The 22,371-nt window shown below is 39.3% G+C and carries 33 protein-coding genes and 1 pseudogene; all 34 read right to left on the reverse strand.

The features are described 5' to 3' along the window. Window positions 1-12 precede the first annotated feature (12 nt). On the reverse strand, window positions 13-378 hold the full coding sequence (gene rpsM, locus GJU32_RS16360) for a 30S ribosomal protein S13 (RefSeq protein WP_155593027.1): 366 nt from the start codon (window positions 376-378) through the stop codon (window positions 13-15). A gap of 24 nt (window positions 379-402) precedes the next feature. Beyond that, a complete protein-coding gene (rpmJ, locus tag GJU32_RS16365; protein ID WP_000868344.1) occupies window positions 403-516 on the reverse strand; it encodes a 50S ribosomal protein L36 in 114 nt (37 codons plus the stop codon). 37 nt (window positions 517-553) lie between these two features. Then, window positions 554-772, reverse strand: coding sequence for a translation initiation factor IF-1 (gene infA, locus GJU32_RS16370; protein WP_004233690.1), 219 nt, complete (start codon window positions 770-772; stop codon window positions 554-556). Between the two features lie 86 nt (window positions 773-858). Then, window positions 859-936: pseudogene (locus tag GJU32_RS16375) on the reverse strand (type I methionyl aminopeptidase); the annotation flags it as partial. A gap of 248 nt (window positions 937-1,184) precedes the next feature. Continuing rightward, a complete protein-coding gene (locus tag GJU32_RS16380) occupies window positions 1,185-1,838 on the reverse strand; it encodes an adenylate kinase (RefSeq protein WP_155593028.1) in 654 nt (217 codons plus the stop codon). A gap of 70 nt (window positions 1,839-1,908) precedes the next feature. Further along, on the reverse strand, window positions 1,909-3,204 hold the full coding sequence (gene secY, locus GJU32_RS16385; protein WP_155593029.1) for a preprotein translocase subunit SecY: 1,296 nt from the start codon (window positions 3,202-3,204) through the stop codon (window positions 1,909-1,911). After that, complete coding sequence (gene rplO, locus GJU32_RS16390; RefSeq protein ID WP_010860592.1) at window positions 3,204-3,644, reverse strand: 50S ribosomal protein L15; 441 nt, start codon at window positions 3,642-3,644, stop codon at window positions 3,204-3,206. Before rplO ends, secY begins: the two co-directional genes overlap by 1 nt. 34 nt (window positions 3,645-3,678) lie before the next feature. After that, complete coding sequence (rpmD, locus tag GJU32_RS16395) at window positions 3,679-3,861, reverse strand: 50S ribosomal protein L30 (RefSeq protein WP_049662869.1); 183 nt, start codon at window positions 3,859-3,861, stop codon at window positions 3,679-3,681. Between the two features lie 13 nt (window positions 3,862-3,874). Further along, window positions 3,875-4,378, reverse strand: a complete 504-nt coding sequence (gene rpsE / locus GJU32_RS16400) for a 30S ribosomal protein S5 (RefSeq protein ID WP_008181711.1) — start codon at window positions 4,376-4,378, stop codon at window positions 3,875-3,877. A gap of 21 nt (window positions 4,379-4,399) precedes the next feature. Then, entirely contained in the window at window positions 4,400-4,759 is a 360-nt protein-coding gene (gene rplR / locus GJU32_RS16405; protein WP_155593030.1) for a 50S ribosomal protein L18, read from the reverse strand. A gap of 32 nt (window positions 4,760-4,791) precedes the next feature. Then, complete coding sequence (gene rplF / locus GJU32_RS16410; protein WP_024364364.1) at window positions 4,792-5,331, reverse strand: 50S ribosomal protein L6; 540 nt, start codon at window positions 5,329-5,331, stop codon at window positions 4,792-4,794. Between the two features lie 30 nt (window positions 5,332-5,361). Further along, window positions 5,362-5,760, reverse strand: coding sequence for a 30S ribosomal protein S8 (rpsH, locus tag GJU32_RS16415; protein ID WP_008181717.1), 399 nt, complete (start codon window positions 5,758-5,760; stop codon window positions 5,362-5,364). A 29-nt stretch (window positions 5,761-5,789) separates the two neighbouring features. Beyond that, window positions 5,790-5,975: a type Z 30S ribosomal protein S14 gene (locus GJU32_RS16420; RefSeq protein WP_004233656.1), complete on the reverse strand. Its 186-nt coding sequence runs from the start codon at window positions 5,973-5,975 to the stop codon at window positions 5,790-5,792. A 21-nt stretch (window positions 5,976-5,996) separates the two neighbouring features. Continuing rightward, the gene (rplE, locus tag GJU32_RS16425) at window positions 5,997-6,536 is read right to left on the reverse strand and encodes a 50S ribosomal protein L5 (RefSeq protein WP_008181719.1); all 540 of its coding nucleotides are present in this window, start codon (window positions 6,534-6,536) and stop codon (window positions 5,997-5,999) included. A 29-nt stretch (window positions 6,537-6,565) separates the two neighbouring features. Further along, window positions 6,566-6,874 (reverse strand): 50S ribosomal protein L24, encoded by a 309-nt coding sequence (gene rplX, locus GJU32_RS16430; protein WP_004233652.1) that lies wholly within the window; start codon window positions 6,872-6,874, stop codon window positions 6,566-6,568. Window positions 6,875-6,909: 35 nt separating this feature from the next. Further along, the gene (gene rplN / locus GJU32_RS16435; protein ID WP_004233650.1) at window positions 6,910-7,278 is read right to left on the reverse strand and encodes a 50S ribosomal protein L14; all 369 of its coding nucleotides are present in this window, start codon (window positions 7,276-7,278) and stop codon (window positions 6,910-6,912) included. Window positions 7,279-7,320: 42 nt separating this feature from the next. Then, complete coding sequence (gene rpsQ / locus GJU32_RS16440) at window positions 7,321-7,584, reverse strand: 30S ribosomal protein S17 (protein ID WP_155593031.1); 264 nt, start codon at window positions 7,582-7,584, stop codon at window positions 7,321-7,323. 18 nt (window positions 7,585-7,602) lie between these two features. After that, window positions 7,603-7,803 (reverse strand): 50S ribosomal protein L29, encoded by a 201-nt coding sequence (gene rpmC / locus GJU32_RS16445; RefSeq protein ID WP_004233646.1) that lies wholly within the window; start codon window positions 7,801-7,803, stop codon window positions 7,603-7,605. Beyond that, a complete protein-coding gene (gene rplP, locus GJU32_RS16450; protein ID WP_025116437.1) occupies window positions 7,793-8,227 on the reverse strand; it encodes a 50S ribosomal protein L16 in 435 nt (144 codons plus the stop codon). The genes rpmC and rplP overlap by 11 nt, the downstream gene beginning before the upstream one ends. Before the next feature lies 1 nt (window position 8,228). Further along, window positions 8,229-8,882 (reverse strand): 30S ribosomal protein S3, encoded by a 654-nt coding sequence (gene rpsC, locus GJU32_RS16455; protein ID WP_004233642.1) that lies wholly within the window; start codon window positions 8,880-8,882, stop codon window positions 8,229-8,231. Window positions 8,883-8,885: 3 nt separating this feature from the next. Then, window positions 8,886-9,230 carry a 50S ribosomal protein L22 gene (gene rplV, locus GJU32_RS16460; RefSeq protein ID WP_004233639.1) on the reverse strand — a complete coding sequence of 115 codons (345 nt, stop codon included), beginning with the start codon at window positions 9,228-9,230 and terminating at the stop codon, window positions 8,886-8,888. A gap of 22 nt (window positions 9,231-9,252) precedes the next feature. Beyond that, on the reverse strand, window positions 9,253-9,531 hold the full coding sequence (gene rpsS, locus GJU32_RS16465; protein WP_008181911.1) for a 30S ribosomal protein S19: 279 nt from the start codon (window positions 9,529-9,531) through the stop codon (window positions 9,253-9,255). Between the two features lie 60 nt (window positions 9,532-9,591). Continuing rightward, entirely contained in the window at window positions 9,592-10,422 is an 831-nt protein-coding gene (rplB, locus tag GJU32_RS16470; protein WP_155593032.1) for a 50S ribosomal protein L2, read from the reverse strand. A 47-nt stretch (window positions 10,423-10,469) separates the two neighbouring features. After that, entirely contained in the window at window positions 10,470-10,754 is a 285-nt protein-coding gene (gene rplW, locus GJU32_RS16475) for a 50S ribosomal protein L23 (RefSeq protein WP_036124663.1), read from the reverse strand. Beyond that, a complete protein-coding gene (gene rplD, locus GJU32_RS16480; protein WP_010860604.1) occupies window positions 10,754-11,377 on the reverse strand; it encodes a 50S ribosomal protein L4 in 624 nt (207 codons plus the stop codon). Before rplD ends, rplW begins: the two co-directional genes overlap by 1 nt. Window positions 11,378-11,403: 26 nt before the next feature. Then, window positions 11,404-12,033: a 50S ribosomal protein L3 gene (gene rplC, locus GJU32_RS16485; protein ID WP_155593033.1), complete on the reverse strand. Its 630-nt coding sequence runs from the start codon at window positions 12,031-12,033 to the stop codon at window positions 11,404-11,406. Window positions 12,034-12,079: 46 nt separating this feature from the next. Beyond that, window positions 12,080-12,388, reverse strand: coding sequence for a 30S ribosomal protein S10 (gene rpsJ / locus GJU32_RS16490; protein ID WP_004233624.1), 309 nt, complete (start codon window positions 12,386-12,388; stop codon window positions 12,080-12,082). 352 nt (window positions 12,389-12,740) lie between these two features. After that, window positions 12,741-14,051 (reverse strand): Na+/H+ antiporter family protein, encoded by a 1,311-nt coding sequence (locus GJU32_RS16495; protein WP_155593034.1) that lies wholly within the window; start codon window positions 14,049-14,051, stop codon window positions 12,741-12,743. A 165-nt stretch (window positions 14,052-14,216) separates the two neighbouring features. Continuing rightward, on the reverse strand, window positions 14,217-16,196 hold the full coding sequence (locus tag GJU32_RS16500) for an FtsX-like permease family protein (protein WP_155593035.1): 1,980 nt from the start codon (window positions 16,194-16,196) through the stop codon (window positions 14,217-14,219). Continuing rightward, a complete protein-coding gene (locus GJU32_RS16505) occupies window positions 16,186-16,947 on the reverse strand; it encodes an ABC transporter ATP-binding protein (RefSeq protein ID WP_155593181.1) in 762 nt (253 codons plus the stop codon). The genes GJU32_RS16500 and GJU32_RS16505 overlap by 11 nt, the downstream gene beginning before the upstream one ends. 96 nt (window positions 16,948-17,043) lie before the next feature. After that, a complete protein-coding gene (locus GJU32_RS16510; RefSeq protein WP_230875071.1) occupies window positions 17,044-18,066 on the reverse strand; it encodes a sensor histidine kinase in 1,023 nt (340 codons plus the stop codon). Continuing rightward, the gene (locus tag GJU32_RS16515) at window positions 18,067-18,756 is read right to left on the reverse strand and encodes a response regulator transcription factor (RefSeq protein WP_155593036.1); all 690 of its coding nucleotides are present in this window, start codon (window positions 18,754-18,756) and stop codon (window positions 18,067-18,069) included. 159 nt (window positions 18,757-18,915) lie between these two features. Further along, on the reverse strand, window positions 18,916-20,103 hold the full coding sequence (gene tuf, locus GJU32_RS16520; protein WP_155593037.1) for an elongation factor Tu: 1,188 nt from the start codon (window positions 20,101-20,103) through the stop codon (window positions 18,916-18,918). 136 nt (window positions 20,104-20,239) lie between these two features. Next, the gene (fusA, locus tag GJU32_RS16525) at window positions 20,240-22,318 is read right to left on the reverse strand and encodes an elongation factor G (RefSeq protein ID WP_155593038.1); all 2,079 of its coding nucleotides are present in this window, start codon (window positions 22,316-22,318) and stop codon (window positions 20,240-20,242) included. Between the last annotated feature and the right edge of the window lie 53 nt (window positions 22,319-22,371).

Below are 22,371 nucleotides of genomic sequence, written 5' to 3' on the forward strand. Positions count from 1 at the left end.
CTCCTTTACCAATTATTTTTTCTTGTTCGCAACTGTTTTACGAGGACCTTTACGCGTACGCGCATTGTTCTTCGTATTTTGACCACGAACAGGTAAGCCACGACGGTGACGGATACCACGGAATGAACCGATTTCCATCAGACGTTTAATATTTAATGAAGTTTCGCGACGTAAGTCACCTTCAAGTTTGTAAGAATCTAATTGTTCACGGATTTTGTTTAACTCATCTTCAGTTAAGTCGCGTACGCGTGTATCTTCTGAGATACCTGCATCAACTAGTACTTTCTGAGCTGTAGTTTTACCAATACCGAAAATGTACGTTAATGAAATTACCACGCGTTTGTCGCGAGGAATATCAACACCAGCAATACGTGCCATGTACGTTGTGCACCTCCTTTAGAATTAACCTTGTTTTTGTTTATGTTTAGGATTTTCACAGATTACCATTACTTTACCGCGTCGGCGAATTACTTTACATTTTTCGCAGATCGGTTTCACAGATGGTCTCACTTTCATCTAACCTAACCTCCTTAGTAGTCCGGAGCGCAAAAGATTATTTAAAACGGTATGTGATACGACCGCGAGTTAAATCATAAGGAGATAACTCGATAGTAACCTTATCTCCAGGTAGAATACGGATAAAGTGCATACGAATCTTACCAGATACGTGTGCTAGAATCACATGTCCATTTTCTAATTCTACCTTAAACATCGCGTTTGGCAAAGTCTCAACAACTGTCCCTTCGACTTCAATTACATCATCTTTCGCCATCTACTCTGTCTCCTCTCTATATGCAAATTCAAGTTCTCATCGTTACATCAAACGGATATCTGCTGCAACTATAGAAGCAACCTCGTTTCAACATATGTTTGGATTGTATGAGAGATGTTTGAAAGACGCTCGTCTGGTTTCGCTTCACACAATCCACGGAATATACAGAACCAGCAAGGGCACTGAATCTCCCATGTTTACACGAATACCGGAATGTCTTTGATGAGATATTCATACCCGTTACACAGATGCTTCCACGAAACCCATTATACTCCTCCAAAAAGTATGTTGCACTTTTTAAAAGAAATATATACCGGGCACAATATGCTTTTGCAACTCTCAAAAAATTATGTTTCGTTGTTGCTCCCGCATGCCTCCCGCGGAAGCAGTACTCTGCGCCCGGAGCCGGGTATCAGCTGCGGCTGCCCTGTAATAGAGCATCAAGATCAGCAAACACTTTGTTAATATCTTGCTGTCCATCTATATTAGTTAACACACCTTTAGCTTCATAGAAATCAAGTAGAGGTTGTGCTTGTTTCATATTTACTTCCAGACGGTTCGCAACCGTTTCAGGATTGTCATCTGCACGTGTATAAAGCTCGCCACCATCTTTATCACACTTTCCTTCCACAGTAGGAGGGTTGAAAATTAAATGATAAGATGTACCACAAGTTTTACAAATACGTCGACCTGATAGACGAGCAATTAACTCATCTTTTTCAACTTGAATGTTTAATGTATGCTCAATAGCTTTATCTAGATCAGCAAGAATGCTATCTAATGCTTCAGCTTGAGGAACAGTACGTGGGAATCCATCTAGTAAGAAGCCCTTTTCACAATCAGGTTTAGCCAGTCGCTCACGAACAATACCAATCGTTACTTCATCAGGTACAAGTGCACCTTGATCAATAAACGATTTAGCTTGTAAGCCTAGTTCAGTACCTTCTTTAATAGCAGCACGGAACATATCGCCTGTAGAAATATGAGGAATCGCGTACTTCTCAACAATTTTATCTGCCTGAGTACCTTTACCAGCACCTGGCAGACCCATTAAAACGATATTCATTAGGAAATATTCCTCCCACAAAAGGTTTGCTGATTTAAGGAAACGATGAAACGTTCCCTAAAAACCAACATTACTTCATAAAGCCTTTGTAGTGACGTTTAACAAGTTGAGATTCTAGCTGTTTCATCGTTTCGAGCGCTACGCCGACTACGATAATAATACTAGTACCACCGATCTGCACTGAGGCAGGTAAATTCATAAAGTTAATGAACACAATCGGCATTACAGCAATAACAGTTAAGAATATCGCACCAACAAATGTCAGACGATATAACACGCTTGTTAAATACGCTTGAGTGTTTTCACCAGGGCGAATACCCGGGATGTAAGCACCTTGTTTTTTCAAGTTATCTGCCACATTTTCTGGATTCACTTGAATGAATGCGTAGAAATATGTGAACGCGACGATCAATGCAACGTAAATAATCATTCCAACAGGTTTTGTATAATCAAACGTGTTTTCAATGAAAGACGTTACGTCATTTTGACCAAAGAACGTAGCTAACGTACGTGGTGTAACAATAAACGCTACTGAAAAGATTACCGGAATAACCCCTGCAGCATTTACTTTTAACGGTAAATGTGTTTGTTGACCACCAGTTTGTTGATTACGTCCAGTAACTCGTTTTGCATATTGAATTGGAATTTTACGAAGTGCTTGTTGCACGTAAATTACTCCAACAACAACTGCAAGTAATACTAATACAAGCAATGCAAGGATGATGATGTTGATAAATAATTTATCTCCAGCACCCTCAATTTGCTGTGCAAAGATTTGGTTAACTCCTGTAGGCAATGCTGCAACGATACCTGCGAAAATGACAACAGAAATACCATTACCAACACCAGTTGCAGTAATTTGATCTGCAAGCCATACAAGGAAAGCTGTACCCGCTGTCAATACAATAGCGATTGTAACATATGATAGAATCGATTCGTCTTTAATCAAAGACCCGCCATACATTCTATTGAAACCAAATGACATAGCGAATGATTGAATAAAAGCAAGAATAATAGTAAAGTAGCGAGTAAATTGTGCAAGCTTACGTCTTCCGACTTCACCTTGCTTTGCCCATTCAGCAAATTTAGGTACTACGTCCATTTGCAATAACTGAACAATAATTGAGGCTGTGATGTAAGGCATAATCCCCATCGCAAAGATAGAGAAATTCTTTAAAGCACCACCGCCGAAAGTATTGAGGAAACCAACGAGGTTAAACTCATCAGTTGCCTTTAATACATTAGCGTCAACGTTTGGCACTGGAATGAATGTTCCAATACGAAAAACGATTAACATTAAAAGAGTGAAAATGATCTTATTTCTTATATCTCGAACACGCATAAAGTTAGAGATTGTCTGAAACATTAAATCACCTCAGTAGTTCCGCCGGCATTTTCAATTGCTTCTTTAGCCGAAGCTGAGAATTTATGAGCTTTTACTGTAAGCTTTTTGTTAAGAGTTCCGTTTCCAAGAACTTTAATTCCAGCTTTTTCATTGCTCACTAAACCTGTTTCAAGTAATAATGCAGTTGTTACTTCTGCACCATCTTCGAAACGATTTAATGTGTCAAGATTAACGATCGCGTATTCTTTACGGTTAATGTTAGTAAAGCCGCGTTTCGGTAAACGACGGAATAAAGGGTTTTGACCACCTTCGAATCCTGGGCGTACACCGCCGCCAGAACGAGAGTTTTGACCTTTATGACCTCTACCTGCAGTTTTACCGTTACCAGAACCGATACCGCGACCTACGCGGTTACGTACTTTACGGGAACCTTCTGCTGGTTTTAACTCATGAAGTTTCATATTGGATGGCACCTCCTTGTTCGTTAATTAAAAATTAGTTTTCTTTTACAGTAACTAAGTGTGCTACTACATCAATCATACCGCGAGTTGCTGCATTATCAGCTTTCTCTACAGTTTGGTTTAATTTACGTAAACCTAATGCTTCAATAGTTTTGCGTTGTGCTGGTTTAGAACCAATCACAGATTTTGTAAGGGTGATTTCTAATTTGTTAGCCATTATTATTCCCCCCTTATCCTAATATTTCTTCCACTGATTTACCACGTAATTTTGCTACGTCCTCTACGCGTTTTAATTCAGTTAAACCTTGAACAGTTGCACGAACCATATTGATTGGTGTATTTGATCCAAGTGATTTAGAAAGAATATCAGTAATACCAGCTAGTTCTAGTACGGCACGTACTGGACCACCAGCGATAACCCCTGTACCAGGAGCAGCAGGTTTAATTAAGATTTCTCCTGCACCGAAGCGACCAAGCACTAAGTGTGGAGTTGTTCCACCAACACGTGGCACTTCTACTAAGTTTTTCTTCGCATCTTCAACAGCTTTACGGATAGCATCTGGAACCTCTTGAGCTTTACCAGTACCGAAACCTACATGACCGTTTCTATCGCCAACAACAACTAGTGCTGTGAAGCGGAAGCGACGTCCACCTTTAACAACTTTAGCAACACGGTTAATAGTAACTACGCGTTCTTCAAGTTCTCCAAGTTTGTTTGCGTCAATTCGACTCATGAAATGTGTCCCTCCTTCTTATTAAAATTCTAAACCATTCTCACGTGCAGCTTCAGCTAAAGCTTTTACGCGTCCATGATATAAGTAACCACCACGGTCAAATACTACAGCAGTAATATTTTTTTCCGTAGCGCGTTTCGCGATTGTTTCACCGATTTTTGATGCAGCTTCAACATTGCAACCAGCACCTTCAAAACCATTCTCTTGAGAAGATGCGCTAACAATTGTTACGCCTGCTACGTCATCGATAAGTTGAGCGTAGATGTTCTTGTTAGAACGGAATACGTTTAAGCGTGGACGCTCAGCAGTACCCGAAATTTTAGAACGAACTCGCGCATGACGTTTTTTACGAACTTGATTTTTATCCTGTTTCGTAATCACAAGGGTCACTCCTTTCTAATGCTTAGGCAGCATTATTTACCTGTTTTACCTTCTTTACGACGAACGTATTCGCCTTCGTAACGGATACCTTTACCTTTATACGGCTCTGGTGGACGAACGTCACGGATGTTAGATGCAAGAGCGCCAACGCGTTCTTTGCTAATACCTTTAACGATGATCTTAGTATTAGTAGGAACTTCTACTTCTAGACCATCTTCAGGTGTGAACTCAACCGGGTGAGAGTAACCTACGTTAAGAACAAGTTTTTTTCCTTGTAATTGCGCACGGTAACCTACACCGATTAGTTCTAAAGATTTTTCGAAACCTGCAGAAACACCAGTAACCATGTTCGCTAGAAGCGCACGAGTGGTACCGTGGTTTGTGCGGTGTTCTTTTGAATCAGAAGGACGTGATACAGAGATTACGTTACCCTCTTGCTCAATTTTCATATCTTGGTGGAAAGAACGAACAAGTTCGCCTTTAGGACCTTTAACAGTAACAGTGTTGTCAGCTGCAACAGTAACAGTTACGTTAGCTGGTACCTCGATAATTTTTTTACCTACACGAGACATTTAGTTGCACCTCCATTCATTTATTGCTAATTACCAAACGTATGCTAGAACTTCGCCGCCAACTTGTTTAGCGCGAGCTTCTTTATCTGTTAATAAACCTTGTGAAGTTGACACTAAAGCGATACCAAGACCGTTCAGTACTTTAGGCACTTCATTTGTTTTAGCATATACACGTAGACCAGGTTTAGAAATACGTTTTAAGCCAGTGATAACACGCTCGTTATCTTTACCGTATTTTAAGAAGATACGGATAATACCTTGCTTGTTGTCTTCAACATATTCTACGTCACGTACGAAACCTTCGCGCTTTAAAATTTCAGCGATTTCTTTTTTCACGTTGGAAGCTGGTACTTCTAACTTCTCGTGACGAACCATGTTCGCATTACGAATGCGAGTAAGCATATCTGCAATCGGATCAGTCATTGTCATTACATTTACCTCCTTCCCAAATTAGGGGATTACCAGCTGGCTTTTTTCACGCCAGGAATTTGTCCCTTATATGCAAGTTCTCGGAAACAAATACGGCAAAGTTTGAATTTGCGATATACAGAGTGTGGACGACCACAGCGTTCACAACGTGTATATTCTTGCACTTTAAACTTTTGCTTACGTTGTTGTTTAACGATCATAGATTTTTTAGCCACGTTTTCGCCCTCCTTGTTTGACTACTTTTGGAACGGCATACCGAATTGTGTCAATAACTCGCGAGCTTCTTCGTCAGAGTTCGCTGTCGTTACGATCACGATGTCCATACCGCGTACTTTTGAAACTTTATCGTAATCAATTTCTGGGAAAATTAATTGCTCTTTAACACCTAAAGTGTAGTTACCGCGACCATCGAATGCTTTTTTAGAAACACCACGGAAGTCACGTACACGAGGAAGTGAGATTGAAATTAATTTGTCCAAGAATTCATACATACGCTCACCGCGTAATGTAACTTTAGCACCGATAGGCATACCTTCACGTAAACGGAAACCTGCGATCGATTTTTTCGCTTTAGTTACTACTGGTTTTTGACCAGTGATAATTGTTAATTCTTCTACAGCTGCATCTAATGCTTTTGAGTTTTGAACAGCATCACCAACACCCATGTTGATAACGATTTTGTCAACTTTCGGCAATTGCATAACTGATTTATATCCAAATTTGCTCATAAGAGCAGGAGAAACTTCATTTAAATACTTTTCTTTTAGGCGGCTCATGTGTGTACCTCCCTTCTTTTATTTACTAATTAGTCGATTACTGCACCTGATTTTTTTGCAACACGAACTTTTTTACCGTTTTCGATTTTATAACCTACACGAGTCGGCTCGCCAGATTTAGGATCGATTAGCATTACGTTCGAAACGTGAATTGCAGCCTCTTGGCTTACAATCCCACCTTGTGGATTCAATTGGTTAGGTTTAACGTGTTTTTTCACGATATTTACACCTTCAACAAGAACGCGATCTTGTTTAGGGAAAGCAGCTAGGATTACTCCTTCTTTGCCTTTGTCCTTACCAGTGATAACCTTAACCTTGTCACCTTTTTTTACATGCATGCTGTCGCACCTCCTTGATTGGCACTATCATGAAATTAAAGAACTTCTGGAGCTAGAGAAACGATTTTCATGAAGTTGCTGTCACGTAATTCACGTGCAACAGGTCCGAAAATACGAGTTCCGCGTGGTGATTTATCATCACGAATAATTACACAAGCATTTTCATCAAATTTGATGTACGTGCCGTCTTTACGACGAACGCCTGACTTAGTACGAACGATAACAGCTTTAACAACGTCACCCTTCTTGACAACGCCACCTGGTGTTGCTTTCTTAACTGTACAAACAACGATATCACCGATGTTAGCAGTTTTACGGCCAGAGCCACCAAGCACTTTAATTGTAAGAACTTCACGTGCACCTGAGTTGTCAGCAACTTTCATACGACTTTCTTGTTGGATCACTTAGGTTACCTCCCTTCGGAAATGGTTGTTCCGAAATAGTTATTAAATAATAACCGCTTTTTCTACAACTTCAACTAGACGGAAACGTTTAGTAGCTGATAGCGGGCGAGTCTCCATGATACGTACGATATCACCGATTTTCGCTTGGTTTTGCTCATCATGAGTTTTAAACTTTTTAGAGTATTTTACACGTTTACCGTAAAGCTTGTGCTTTTTGTGAGTTTCAACTAAAACAGTAATAGTTTTATCCATTTTATCTGAAACAACGCGGCCCGTGTAAACTTTGCGTTGATTACGCTCAGTCATACTTGAAAACCTCCTTTATCAGTTATTTGCACTGATTTCTCTTTCACGAATAACAGTTTTCATACGCGCGATTGCTTTACGCACTTCACGAATACGAGCTGTGTTTTCTAATTGACCAGTCGCCAATTGGAAGCGAAGGTTGAAAAGCTCTTCTTTCAGTGATTTCACTTTTAATTCAATTTCAGAAGTGGCAAGGTCACGGATTTCATTAGCTTTCATTAGATTCACCACCAGTTTCTTGACGTTTTACGATCTTACATTTAACAGGAAGCTTATGTGATGCTAAACGAAGTGCTTCACGTGCGATCTCTTCAGATACACCAGCAATTTCGAACATAATTTTTCCCGGTTTTACTACTGCTACCCAACCTTCAGGAGAACCTTTACCAGAACCCATGCGGACTTCTAGAGGTTTTTTAGTGTAAGGTTTGTGTGGGAAGATTTTAATCCAAACTTTACCGCCACGTTTCATGTAACGAGTCATCGCGATACGTGCAGATTCGATTTGACGGTTAGTAATCCAGCTAGCTGTTTGAGCTTGTAAGCCCCACTCGCCGAATGATACTTCTTTACCGCCTTTCGCTTCGCCACGCATGTTGCCGCGGTGTTCACGACGGTATTTTACGCGTTTAGGCAATAACATATTATTTGCCTCCTTCCACAGATTTCTTCGTAGGAAGAACTTCACCACGGTAGATCCATACTTTAACGCCTAATTTACCGTAAGTAGTGTCAGCTTCTGCGTGTGCATAATCAATGTCAGCACGTAGAGTATGAAGTGGAACAGTTCCTTCACTATAGTGTTCAGCACGCGCGATATCAGCGCCACCTAAACGACCAGATACTTGTGTTTTAATTCCTTTTGCACCAGCACGAATTGTGCGTTGGATCGCTTGCTTTTGCGCACGACGGAATGATACACGGTTTTCTAATTGACGAGCGATGTTTTCAGCTACTAGACGAGCGTCAAGATCTGCACGTTTAATTTCAATAATGTTGATGTGTACACGTTTACCAGTTAAATCGCTAAGGTATTTACGAAGATTTTCAACTTCAGTACCACCTTTACCGATTACCATACCTGGTTTCGCAGTGTGAATTGTAATGTTTACACGGTTTGCAGCACGTTCGATTTCTACTTTAGAAACAGAAGCGTCTTTAAGAGCCGTTTCAATATATTTACGCACTTTGATGTCTTCGTGAAGTAGAGTTGCATAGTCTTTTTCAGCGTACCATTTTGACTCCCAGTCACGAATAATACCAACGCGTAGTCCTATTGGATGTACTTTTTGACCCACGGATTAACCCTCCTTCTTCTCAGATACCACTAGAGTGATGTGGCTTGTGCGTTTGTTAATTGCGCTTGCACGTCCTTGCGCACGTGGACGGAAACGTTTTAAAGTTGGACCTTCATCAACGAACACTTCAGAAACTACTAAAGAGTTGATGTCAAGATCGTAGTTGTGCTCAGCGTTTGCAACTGCAGATTTTAATACTTTCTCAACGACTGGAGACGCCGCTTTTGGAGTATGACGTAAAATTGCAACTGCTTCACCAACTTGCTTGCCTCGGATTAAGTCTACAACTAGACGTACTTTGCGAGGAGCAATGCGTACTGTACGAGCGATAGCTTTAGCTTGTGTCATTAGGATTTACCTCCTCTCAAAATTAGCGTCTTGTTTTCTTGTCGTCTGCACCGTGACCTTTGTAAGTACGTGTCGGTGCGAACTCACCAAGTTTATGGCCTACCATATCTTCTGTTACGTATACAGGAACATGTTTACGTCCATCATATACAGCAATCGTTAAACCGATGAAGTTCGGGAAGATTGTAGAACGGCGTGACCAAGTTTTGATAACTTGTTTTTTCTCAGAAGCCTCTTGTACTTCCACTTTTTTCATTAAGTGGTCATCGACAAAAGGTCCTTTTTTCAAGCTGCGACCCATGTAGGAACCTCCCTCCGTGATTCCACCACGGCTCTCACATAGAACCGTAGTTTAACCACTTTATTTTTTACGACTACGGATGATAAATTTATCCGATTTGTTTTTCTTCTTGCGAGTTTTGTAACCAAGTGCTGGTTTACCCCAAGGAGTCATTGGTGATTTACGTCCGATTGGTGAACGTCCTTCACCACCACCGTGTGGGTGATCGTTAGGGTTCATTACAGAACCACGAACAGTTGGGCGTTTACCTAACCAACGGCTACGACCTGCTTTACCGATGTGTACAAGTTCGTGTTGTTCATTACCTACTTGACCAATTGTAGCACGGCAAGTAGCAAGAACTAAACGTACTTCACCAGATTGCAGACGAACAATTACGTATTTATCTTCACGGCCAAGTACTTGCGCAGAAGTACCAGCAGAACGTACTAATTGTCCACCTTTACCAGGTTTTAACTCGATGTTATGGATTGTAGTACCCATTGGAATGTTTGCTAATGGTAATGCATTACCTACTTTAATATCAGCATCTGGACCAGAAACGATTGTTTGACCAACCTCTAGACCTTTAGGTGCTAAGATGTAAGCTTTTGCTCCATCAGCATAGTTGATTAATGCGATATTCGCAGAACGGTTTGGATCATATTCAATAGTAGCAACTTTTGCCGGAATGCCATCTTTAACACGTTTGAAATCGATGACACGGTATTGCTTCTTATGACCACCACCATGATGACGAACAGTGATTTTACCTTGGTTGTTACGACCAGCTTTGCGTTTAGTTGGTTCAAGCAATGATTTCTCAGGCTTGTTAGTTGTAATTTCCGCAAAGTCTAAAGACGTCATATTACGACGACCATTAGAGGTAGGTTTATACTTTTTAATCGCCATTGTGTTTCCCTCCTTCTTGAGTGTTCAAATCATAAATCCTTAAAGGATTACACTTCGAATAATTCAATTTCTTTACTATCAGCAGTTAATTTAACAATCGCTTTACGACGTTTGTTAGTGTATCCACCGTAACGGCCAACGCGCTTGAATTTACCTTTGTAGTTAAGAACGTTTACTTTCTCAACTTTTACGCCAAAGATTTCTTCTACAGCGTCTTTTACTTGAGTTTTGTTAGCGCGAGTGTCTACTTCAAAAGTATACTTTTTCTCTGCCATAAGTTCTGAAGAACGCTCAGTAATGACCGGACGTTTTAAAATATCACGTGCTTCCATTATCCAAGCACCTCCTCAACTTTTTCTACTGCAGCTTTTGTGAATACAACTTTTTCATGGCCTAAAAGATCAAGAACGTTGATTCCGTTTGCAGTTAAAACTGTTACACCAGGGATGTTACGAGCAGATAATGCTACGTTTTCATCTAGGTCAGCAGTTACGAATAAAGATTTTTTCTCTAGAGAAAGATCTTTAAGAATTTTTGTGAATTCTTTTGTTTTTGGTGCTGCTAGAGTTAGAGCATCAAGAACTAAGAAGTTTTGTTCTACAACTTTAGCTGATAAAGCAGATTTAAGAGCTAAGCGACGAACTTTTTTAGGTAACTTATAAGAATAGCTACGTGGAGTTGGACCGAATACGATACCACCGCCGCGCCATTGTGGAGAACGGATAGAACCTTGACGAGCACGACCAGTTCCTTTTTGACGCCATGGTTTACGACCACCACCAGCAACTTCAGAACGGTTTTTAACCTTATGATTACCTTGACGAAGAGAAGCGCGTTGTGCTACTACAGCGTCGAATAATACTGCTTCATTTGGCTCGATTCCGAAGATCGCTTCGTTTAACTCGATTTCACCAACTGAAGCACCTGTTTGACTAAGTACAGATACCTTTGTCATTCCTGTTTCCTCCTTTCTTGAAGTGATTACTTAGCTTTAATTGCAGTTTTAACTGTAACTAGAGCTTTTTTAGAACCAGGAACATTACCTTTAACAAGTAGTAAGTTACGTTCCGCATCAACTTTCACGATTTCTAAGTTTTGGATTGTAACTACAGTGCCACCCATTTGACCAGGTAATTTCTTTTGTTTGAATACGCGGTTCGGAGCAACTGGACCCATTGAACCAGGACGACGGTGGTAACGAGAACCGTGGGCCATAGGACCACGAGATTGTCCGTGGCGTTTAATTACACCTTGGAAACCTTTACCTTTAGTAACACCAGTTACATCAATTACATCGCCTTCTGCGAAAATTTCTACTTTGACTTCTTGACCAACTTCGTATTCTCCAACGTTTACGTTACGGAATTCACGAATGAAGCGCTTAGGAGCAGTGTTCGCTTTTGCTACGTGACCTTGTGCAGGTTTGTTAGAAAGCTTAACGCGCTTGTCTTCGAAACCAACTTGAATTGCTTCGTAGCCGTCTGTTTCAACAGTTTTCTTTTGAAGAACTACGTTTGGAGTAGCTTCGATAACTGTTACCGGGATTAAATCGCCGTTTTCAGCGAAAACTTGAGTCATACCAATTTTTCTACCTAAGATTCCTTTAGCCATTTGTCACACCTCCTGTAAGTTTTGAAAAGTTATATTGTTTTTACCATTAAAGTTTGATTTCAATATCAACGCCAGATGGTAAATCAAGTTTCATTAACGCATCAACAGTTTGTGGTGTTGGGTTAACGATATCGATCAGACGTTTATGCGTACGCATTTCGAATTGTTCACGAGAATCTTTGTACTTGTGAACCGCACGAAGAATTGTGTACACAGACTTCTCAGTTGGAAGTGGAATCGGACCTGATACACTTGCACCTGAACGTTTTGCAGTTTCCACAATTTTTTCAGCAGACTGATCTAAAATACGGTGATCATACGCTTTTAAACGAATACGAATCTTTTGTTTTGCCATTATTTTCCCTCCTTCTCGCCTATTTTCTAGACATTCTCCACGAAAATTTTCCCACACACCGCCATGGCAAAGCGGCCGGGTGTGTCGGCAACCTCTCGTTTCATCGCAGTCAAAGACCAACATTCAACATTATATACAATAAAAAAAGAATAAGCAAGTCTTTTCGCTAAATTCTTTTAAATGTTGCAGATATTCTTAGTACTACTATTTCTTCGCTTTATTAAGCCGTTTATTAGTATATAAAATTTCAATACATATTGCAACACTTAAGGCTGTCACATCAACATTTCCGAACTTTTCAAACAACTTTAAAAGAAAGTAGTTTCTATAGATAAAGAAACTACTTCTTACTTTATAGAAAGAACACACATGCAATCCAACCAAATACAATCAATGGAATGTTAATGAAAATAAATGTAGGCACACAGGTATCCCAAATATGATGATGTTGTCCGTCGACATTTAAACCTGCAGTTGGTCCTAGTGTAGAATCTGAGGCTGGTGAACCTGCATCACCTAAAGCACCTGCTGTACCAATTAAACAAACGATTGCTAAAGGACTCATACCCAACCCTTGCGCAAGAGGAACAAATAGTGTCGCAATAATAGGTACTGTTGCAAAGGAAGAACCAATCCCCATTGTCACAACTAACCCTATGACTAACATGATGAAGACAGCTAAACTTCTGTTTCCTTTTAGAATGGTTGTAGAACTTGTAATTAAGCTATCAACATGACCTGTAGCATTAATGACTGATGCAAAACCATTTGCGGCAATCATGACAAAGCCAATAAAGGCCATCATTTTCATTCCTTCAGAAAGAATGTCATCAGCCTCTTTCCATTTAAGTGCACCTGTAAAATACATAATCATGATACCTGCAAAAGAACCTACAATCATCGAATCTGTTAACACTTGAGCACATAATGATACAACTAATGCGAGAACTGTGGAAAACATAACAAATTTGCTGATGTTAACATGTAAAGATTCAATCTCTATTTCATTATGCTTATAATGCCGTGGCTTGCGATAAACAGCAAAGGCGATCATCAAACCAATCAACATACCGAGCACTGGAATTGCCATTGCTTTCGGTACATCACGTGAAGATACTTCCATACCAGCCTCTGACACTTGTGTAGCGACGATATCTTGAAAGATTGCTCCAAATCCAGCAGGCACAAAGCTATAAGTACCAATTAAACCTACTGCAATTAAGGTTGCTACTATACGTCGATCAACATTCAACATATTTAATATTTTTAAAATGGGAGGAATCAATAATGGAATGAAGGCAATATGAATAGGAATGATATTTTGAGATAAAATAGACATCAAGAAAATAAGGAAAAAAATTAAGATCTTCACTAAACCTTTTCGGTTACTTTTACCATTTAAAATTTTTAACATTCCTGCAATCATCAACTCAGGTATTCCGGTTTTGGCAATGGCGATGGCAAAGCCACCAAGTAGGCCATAACTTAATGCAATAGTTGCACCTGCCCCTAACCCATCTGTAAATGATTCAACTGTTGCCTCAATGCCCATTCCACTTGTTAGACCACCTACAAAGGCACCTAACACTAAGGAAAGAACAACATTGATGCGTAGCAAGCTTAATATTAACATAACGGCAACCGCCAAAATTACTGCATTCATTGTTACACTCACTTTCATACGCTAAATTACTAACATGTTAAACTTTATTATTCTGATAATTGAAAGTCAAGAGTTTTTGCCCTATCAAAGCTTTTATACAGATTAAAAAAACAGTGTGAGGATTTATAGTTCATCACACTGTTTTTGAGTTTCTATCTATATAATTTACAAAGATTCTCGAACCACTTTTTTATAATACCCTACCGAAAGAATAGCAAAGATCGTATACAACGCTATATAACAGCACATCGCAATCCACAAGGGCGCCGTTAACTCTGTGCCAAATAAAAACCATCCTGACTTAACAGCAAAATAGCTATGCAATAATCCAATAACTAATGGAACACCGAAGTTAAAAGCTTGCTTCATATAAATGCCCTTCATGATATCCCTTTCTGCAAAACCAATCTTTCTGAGGATTGTATAGGAACCACGCTCTTCCTCTGCCTCAGACATTTGTTTAAAGTACAGTATACTACCCGTTGTCATTAAGAATGCTAAACCTAAAAATGCTGTTGTAAAAATTGTAAGACCTAAAGATTCTATATTGTCTTTACGTTTTCCTTCATAGGAGGATTGTGTATATTGCTGTGTTTTACCTTTATCATCTTTAGCTGTAATATCACCAGCATTTGTTTGATTATATAATTTCTCGGCTGTTTCTAGATTTTCTTTTGATTTTAGTGTAATGGTTGTTTGTTGATGCCAAGGATACAGCTCTGATTGCGTAGTTAGACTTTTAAACATATCATCTGTTACAACAAAGATAGGGCCTCCTCCCCCAGCCGTTACAATACCACTTATAATACTTTTATCGTGAACATCTACTACATGAAAAGTTTCTTCAAGCTCACCTGCTGATACGACAACATCATGATCTTTCTCTAATGGGAACATCTCAGCCATGTACCCGCCATAGTTAGTTAAAATAACTTCATTGCCCGATAATGAGGCTTCAGGAACACGCTGCTGGTAATCAGAAAGTGGAATGGTATAGATTGTTCCCTCCATCGTATATAAAGGGTTATCTTGTTGTTTTTTAGACATCAATTGACCTACAGAAGCTGTTACTCCTTGCAAACGATAATCTACTTTATCAAACCCAATGTTATTTTTCCCTAACTCCTCTAGGAATGTCTGCCCCTGCTCTTCTAGCAATATGAAATCACCAGGTACTTGACTATATGCAGATGCCTCTGAGGAATAGTAGGCGATATAGGATAGTGTTGTTACCCCGAGAGATACGCCAGTTAACACGGTAATAAGTGTTAATGACTTTGCGTTGCTTTTCATGCGATGCATAATAGGTGTTAATGCTAATACATCCTGGATAGATAGATGCCCTTTTTTCTTTAAACGAATAGTATTCATAATAAATGCTACAGAAAAACGAAAGACTAGAAATGTCCCACCTATTGTAGTAGCTAAAATGATAATCATATTAATAAATAAGTTACCAGCTGATTCAATATCAAACAGCTTTGTTGACGCATAGTAGCCATAAACAATCAGCACTAGCCCCATAAAGCCAATCGCCATTTGTATTGCACTAAAACGTCTCACACGCTCGTCTGCTTGTTTGGCAGCGCTAAATAAAGATAACAATGAAACATGATGGATCATCCAAGCCATTTGTACAAGAACGATGATCAATAGAATAGCAAATACAATCATCGACTGCTGTAATGCCTGGGTACTAAATGTCATGGTCACAAGAGCTTCTTTTTCAAGTACACGTAATAAAATCATGGCAAATACACGTGAGCTAAAAAAGCCAGCCAGCATACCTAAAATAACAGCTCCAACAAATAATAAAATGTTTTCGATTGCTAATAAGCGTACAATCAGTCCCTTTGTCATACCAATCAATTGATACAAACCTATTTCTTTACTACGGCGCTTCATAAATAAATGATTTGCATAGAGGACGAAGAATAAAACGATAAAATACAAAATATAAGTTGCTGCTTTAAATCCTGCAGTAGCCGTTCCACTCATTTGAACTGCATCCCATACTTCAGCATTATTTTGCAATGTGACAAAGGAAAAATATAAAGTAACACTAAAAATAAGTGCAAAGAAATATAAATAGTAGTGCTTCATATTTTTCTTCATACTTCTCAGCACTAACTTACTAAGACTCATAACCGTCACCGCCTAGCACACTCTGTGTATGCATGATCTCTTGGAAAAACGCCTGTCTTGTTTTGTTACCCTTATAAAGCTCACTATAAATAAGACCGTCCTTTAAAAATAATACTCGTGTACAGAAGCTTGCAGCTACAGCATCATGCGTAACCATCATGATTGTTGCTTCTTTTGTCTCATTAATGTTTTGTAGATTGTGGAGCAAGGCAGTAGCTGATTTAGAGTCTAATGCACCAGTAGGCTCATCTGCGAAGACCAATGACGGATTTGTAATAAGTGCACGAGCAGCAGATGTACGCTGTTTTTGCCCACCGGATATTTCGTTAGGATATTTATTTAAAATTTCAGTGATACCAAGTAAGGTTGTTAGCTCCTTCACACGACTTTCCGCAACAGCTTTCGGTAATTTGCTGATGGCTAATGGTAAAAGTATATTCTCTTTTACTGTTAGCGTATCTAGTAAATTATAATCTTGAAATATGAATCCGAGCTGCTCTCGACGGAAGTTCGCTAAAGCCTTTTCTTTCATACCACGTAAATTATGACCATTTATTTCAATAACACCTTCTGTCGCAAAGTCAATTGAGCATAAGACATTTAAAAGTGTTGTTTTACCTGAGCCAGAAGGTCCCATAATTCCTACAAATTCACCTTTATTCACTTCCAAATCAATACCCTTTAACACCTCTTGAGCTGTTGATTTTTTCCCATACACTTTTTTTATTTTACGACCAATTAAGACTGTCACTTGATAACGCCCCTTTCTATATTCCAAGTGTACCCTGTCGCTCCTATCAGTTCGTGCGTTTTACATGACAATATAAAAAGGTAGGTGACAATTTCGTCATCTACCTGTTAGCTTGACATATTCATTTTGTAAAGGGAAACGTAGTGTAAATAATGAGCCCTCCCCAACAGTCGATTGAACATAAATTCTAATACCGATTTTTCGAGCAACATTATATGCCAAATAAAGACCCATACCCGTAGATTGGGAGGACTCTCTTCCCGCCGTTCCTGTATACGATTTTTGAAAAATTCTAGGTAAGTCCTCCAAAGGTATACCAATACCTACATCTTTTATATGTAATAAAATCGCATTAGTTGGGTCAAGTTCAGTAAAGATCGTTACTTCAGAATTTGCTGGACTATACTTTATGGCATTCGAGAGGATTTGTCGTACAATAAACGCCAACCACTTACCATCTGTCATAACCGTTTCTGTGAGATCATTAACTTCAAAACCAATACCTTTTTCAATACACCATGCTTGCATGCCTCTGATCTCTTTATATACTACTGATTTCAGCTCAATCTCAGTTAAATAATTGTCCTTTTCAATAGAAGCAAGTCTCGTTTGATGCAATTGTTGATCGACCAAAAGATGTAGTCTCAGCCATTCATTTTCTAATTTTCGACGCGTTGGTAAATCTTCAACATGTTCTACCATTAAATTAATGGCCGTTAAAGGCGCTTTTACTTCATGAACCCATGCTAGTAACTCATCTGAATACTCTTGTAGTTGCACTTTAGCCTGATTTAAATCCATATTCTTCTCATGAAAGACATCCTCTATTTTCCGAAAATACACTTCCTGAAAAGGTGATAGAGATAAGCTGCTTTTATGTGCATCGTCAAGACGACTATCCATATTTCCCAGGAAATCTTTTAATTTCCCAACTTCAATAACATAACGCCACGCTAAAAAGAGCACAAAACTAACAAGCAAGCTAACGTTTACATACCAAATTGAAATATCATTTAACCCAACATCTAAAGAAAATAGCATGTTTAGCAGTACCATAATAAAGATGAAAAACCCTACCCATGCAAAACGCTCTCTTATAAATAATAATAGCAATTTCATTCACATCCCTTGAGTTACAGCCATATATCCAAGTCCCTTTTTCGTAAGAATCACTTCATGGAGACCAATATCCTCTAGCTTTGTGCGTAATCGATTGACATTTACCGACAAAGTATTATCGTTTACAAAACGTTCATCATCCCACAGTTTTCTCATTAACTCATCTCTAGATACAATATGGTTAGCCTTCTCCACTAAGATGCGTAATATGAAGAGTTCATTTTTTGTTAAGGAAGCGATTGCGCCATCATACATTATTTCACTCCTTGCATAATCAATAACGGCTTCATTAAAACGTGTAACATCCATCTTAGCTTCAACATAATCATATGTTCTTCGTAAAATAGCCTGTACTTTAGCGAGTAACACCTCCATATGAAAGGGCTTTTGTACAAAATCATCTGCCCCCATTTGCATGGCCATCACCATATCCATTGGATGGTCTCGGGAGGATAGAAAAAGGATTGGTACTTTGGATAGATGGCGAATTTCTCGACACCAATGAAAGCCATCATAGGCAGGCAATTGAATATCGATTAGTACGAGGTGTGGCTTTTCTTCTATAAAATCATCCATCACTTTTTGAAAATCTTTAGGTCCAACAACTTGTAAGGACCACTGTGCAAATCGTTCTTGAATCATACTAAAAATTGATAGATCATCTTCAATCAGTAAAATTTTTAACTCCATATTCAAATCCCTTTCTTATTAAATAATTTACCTAGATGGCATGCTAGCGGTTATGTATACATACACTAATTAAAACCTAAAATTACCTTTATTTTAACACAAAAAACCAATCTGTAAGCGTCCCTACAGATTGGTTTGAAAAATTAGCATAAGCTAAAATTATTTTTGGATAGAAGCAACTACGCCAGCGCCTACAGTACGGCCACCCTCACGGATAGAGAATTTAGTACCTTCTTCAAGAGCGATTGGAGCGATAAGTTCAACTGTCATTTCGATGTTATCACCAGGCATTACCATTTCAACGCCTTCTGGTAAGTTACAGATACCTGTTACGTCAGTTGTACGGAAGTAGAACTGAGGACGGTAGTTAGAGAAGAATGGAGTATGACGGCCACCCTCTTCTTTTGATAAAACGTAAACTTCAGCTTTGAAGTTAGTGTGTGGAGTAATTGAACCTGGTTTAGCTAATACTTGACCACGTTGGATTTCTTCACGAGCTACACCACGAAGTAAAGCACCGATGTTGTCACCAGCTTCAGCATAGTCTAATAATTTACGGAACATTTCTACACCTGTTACAGTAGTAGATTTAGCTTCTTCAGCAATACCGATGATTTCAATTACGTCACCAACTTTAACTTGACCACGTTCAACACGGCCAGTTGCAACTGTACCACGACCAGTGATAGAGAATACGTCCTCTACTGGCATCATGAATGGTTTGTCAGTTTGACGTTCTGGAGTTGGGATGTAAGAATCTACAGCGTCCATTAATTCAACGATTTTTTCTTCCCATTCTGCTTCACCTTCAAGAGCTTTAAGAGCAGAACCTTTGATTACAGGAATATCGTCACCTGGGAAGTCATATTCAGATAGTAGATCACGGATTTCCATTTCTACTAATTCTAATAATTCTTCGTCATCAACCATATCACATTTGTTCATGAATACTACTAAGTATGGAACACCTACTTGACGAGATAAAAGGATGTGTTCACGAGTTTGTGGCATTGGGCCATCAGCAGCAGATACTACTAAGATACCGCCGTCCATTTGTGCAGCACCAGTGATCATGTTTTTAACATAGTCAGCGTGTCCTGGGCAGTCAACGTGTGCATAGTGACGAGATTCTGTTTCATATTCTACGTGAGATGTATTGATTGTGATACCACGCTCTTTTTCTTCTGGAGCGTTGTCGATGTCAGCGTAAGATTTAGCTGTACCACCCATTTTTTTAGAAAGAACTGTAGCGATTGCAGCAGTTAAAGTAGTTTTACCATGGTCAACGTGTCCGATTGTACCAATGTTAGCATGCGTTTTAGAACGGTCAAATTTTTCTTTAGCCATTAGAGATTGCCTCCTCAAAATTATATGTTTTATTTTTGAAATTTATAGAATGAATGCCGAGAGAGAACGGGCCCATCCTCTATCCTGCATTCATAGCTTACAAATTAGTTATACTTTATGCAAGATGAAAATTCAATTATTCACCTTTATTTTTTTTGATGATTTCAGCAGCAATTGATTTTGGTACTTCTTCATAATGATCAAATGTCATTGAGAATACACCACGACCTTGCGTTGCAGAACGAAGAGTCGTTGCATAACCAAACATTTCTGCTAAAGGAACCATTGAACGAACAACTTGTGAGTTACCGCGAGCATCCATACCCTCAACGCGTCCACGACGAGAAGTAATGTTACCCATGATATCACCAAGGTATTCTTCTGGAATTACAACTTCTACTTTCATCATTGGTTCTAAGATAACAGCGTCACATTGTTTCGAAGCTTCTTTAAGAGCCATAGATGCAGCAATTTTGAACGCCATCTCATTCGAGTCAACGTCATGGTAAGAACCGAATACTAATTTCGCTTTAATGTCGATTAGAGGGTATCCAGCAACTACACCGCGGTCAAGAGAGTCACGAAGACCAGCTTCAACTGCAGGGATATATTCACGAGGGATTACACCACCAACGATAGCGTTTTCGAATTCAAAGCCTTTACCTTCTTCATTTGGAGAGAACTCAATCGTTACGTCTCCGTATTGTCCACGACCACCAGATTGGCGAGTGAATTTACCTTGAACTTTTGCAGAGCCACGGAATGTTTCACGGTAAGATACCATTGGAGCACCTACGTTAGCTTCTACTTTAAATTCACGGCGCATACGGTCAACTAAGATATCAAGGTGAAGTTCACCCATACCTGAGATGATTGTTTGTCCAGTTTCTGTGTCAGTATGAGCACGGAAAGTTGGATCCTCTTCTTGAAGTTTTTGTAAAGCTTGACCCATTTTATCTTGGTCAGCTTTTGATTTTGGTTCTACAGAAAGAGAAATTACTGGCTCAGGGAATTCCATTGATTCAAGAATAACTAAGTTTTTCTCGTCACATAGAGTATCACCAGTAGTAGTATCTTTAAGACCTACTGCTGCTGCGATGTCCCCAGCGAATACTTTAGAAATCTCTTCACGAGAGTTAGCGTGCATTTGTAGGATACGACCTACACGCTCACGTTTACCTTTAGAAGAGTTTTGTACGTATGAACCTGAATCTAATGTTCCAGAATACACACGGAAGAAAGTTAATTTACCTACGAATGGGTCAGTCATAACTTTGAATGCAAGAGCTGAGAATGGCTCTTCATCAGAAGATTTACGTTCTAACTCTTCGTCACCATCAACTGAAGTACCTTTGATTGCTGGTACATCAACTGGAGCTGGTAAGTAATCGATAACTGCATTTAACATTGGGCGTACGCCTTTGTGTTTAAATGCTGTACCACAGATTACTGGGTAGAATTCTACTGCGATCGTAGCACGACGAATAGCCGCTTTAAGTTCTGCAACAGAAATTTCTTCGCCTTCTAAATATTTTTCCATGATTTCTTCATCAACACTTGCAACAGCATCGATTAATTTTTCACGGTATTCTTCAGCTTGTGCGCGGTTTTCTTCAGGGATTTCACCTTCAGTTACTGCTGTACCTTTTTCGTCGCCGTAGAAAGTAGCTTTCATTTCAACTAAGTCGATGATTGCAGAGAACTCATCTTCAGCTCCGATAGGTAATTGCACAGGGTGAGCGTTTGCTTGTAAACGATCATGTAGAGTTCCTACAGAATATAAGAAATCTGCTCCTGTTTTATCCATTTTATTAATGAATACAATACGTGGAACACCATAAGTTGTAGCTTGACGCCATACAGTTTCAGTTTGAGGCTCAACACCAGATTGAGCATCTAGTACTGTTACAGCACCGTCAAGTACGCGTAATGAACGCTCTACTTCTACAGTGAAGTCTACGTGTCCAGGAGTATCGATGATGTTAACACGGTGGCCTGCCCATTGGGCTGTTGTTGCAGCAGAAGTGATTGTAATACCACGTTCTTGCTCTTGCTCCATCCAGTCCATTTGAGAAGCGCCTTCATGAGTTTCACCGATTTTGTGGATCTTACCAGTGTAATAAAGGATACGCTCAGTTGTTGTTGTTTTACCAGCATCAATGTGAGCCATGATCCCAATATTACGAGTATTCTCAAGTGAGAATTCGCGTTTCATAGGAAATTTCTCCTTCCATATTGGGGTAAAGACTGTATAAGAGACCTTGTGCT

Source organism: Lysinibacillus cavernae (genome assembly GCF_009724685.1).
Classification (GTDB): Bacteria; Bacillota; Bacilli; order Bacillales_A; family Planococcaceae; genus Lysinibacillus; species Lysinibacillus cavernae.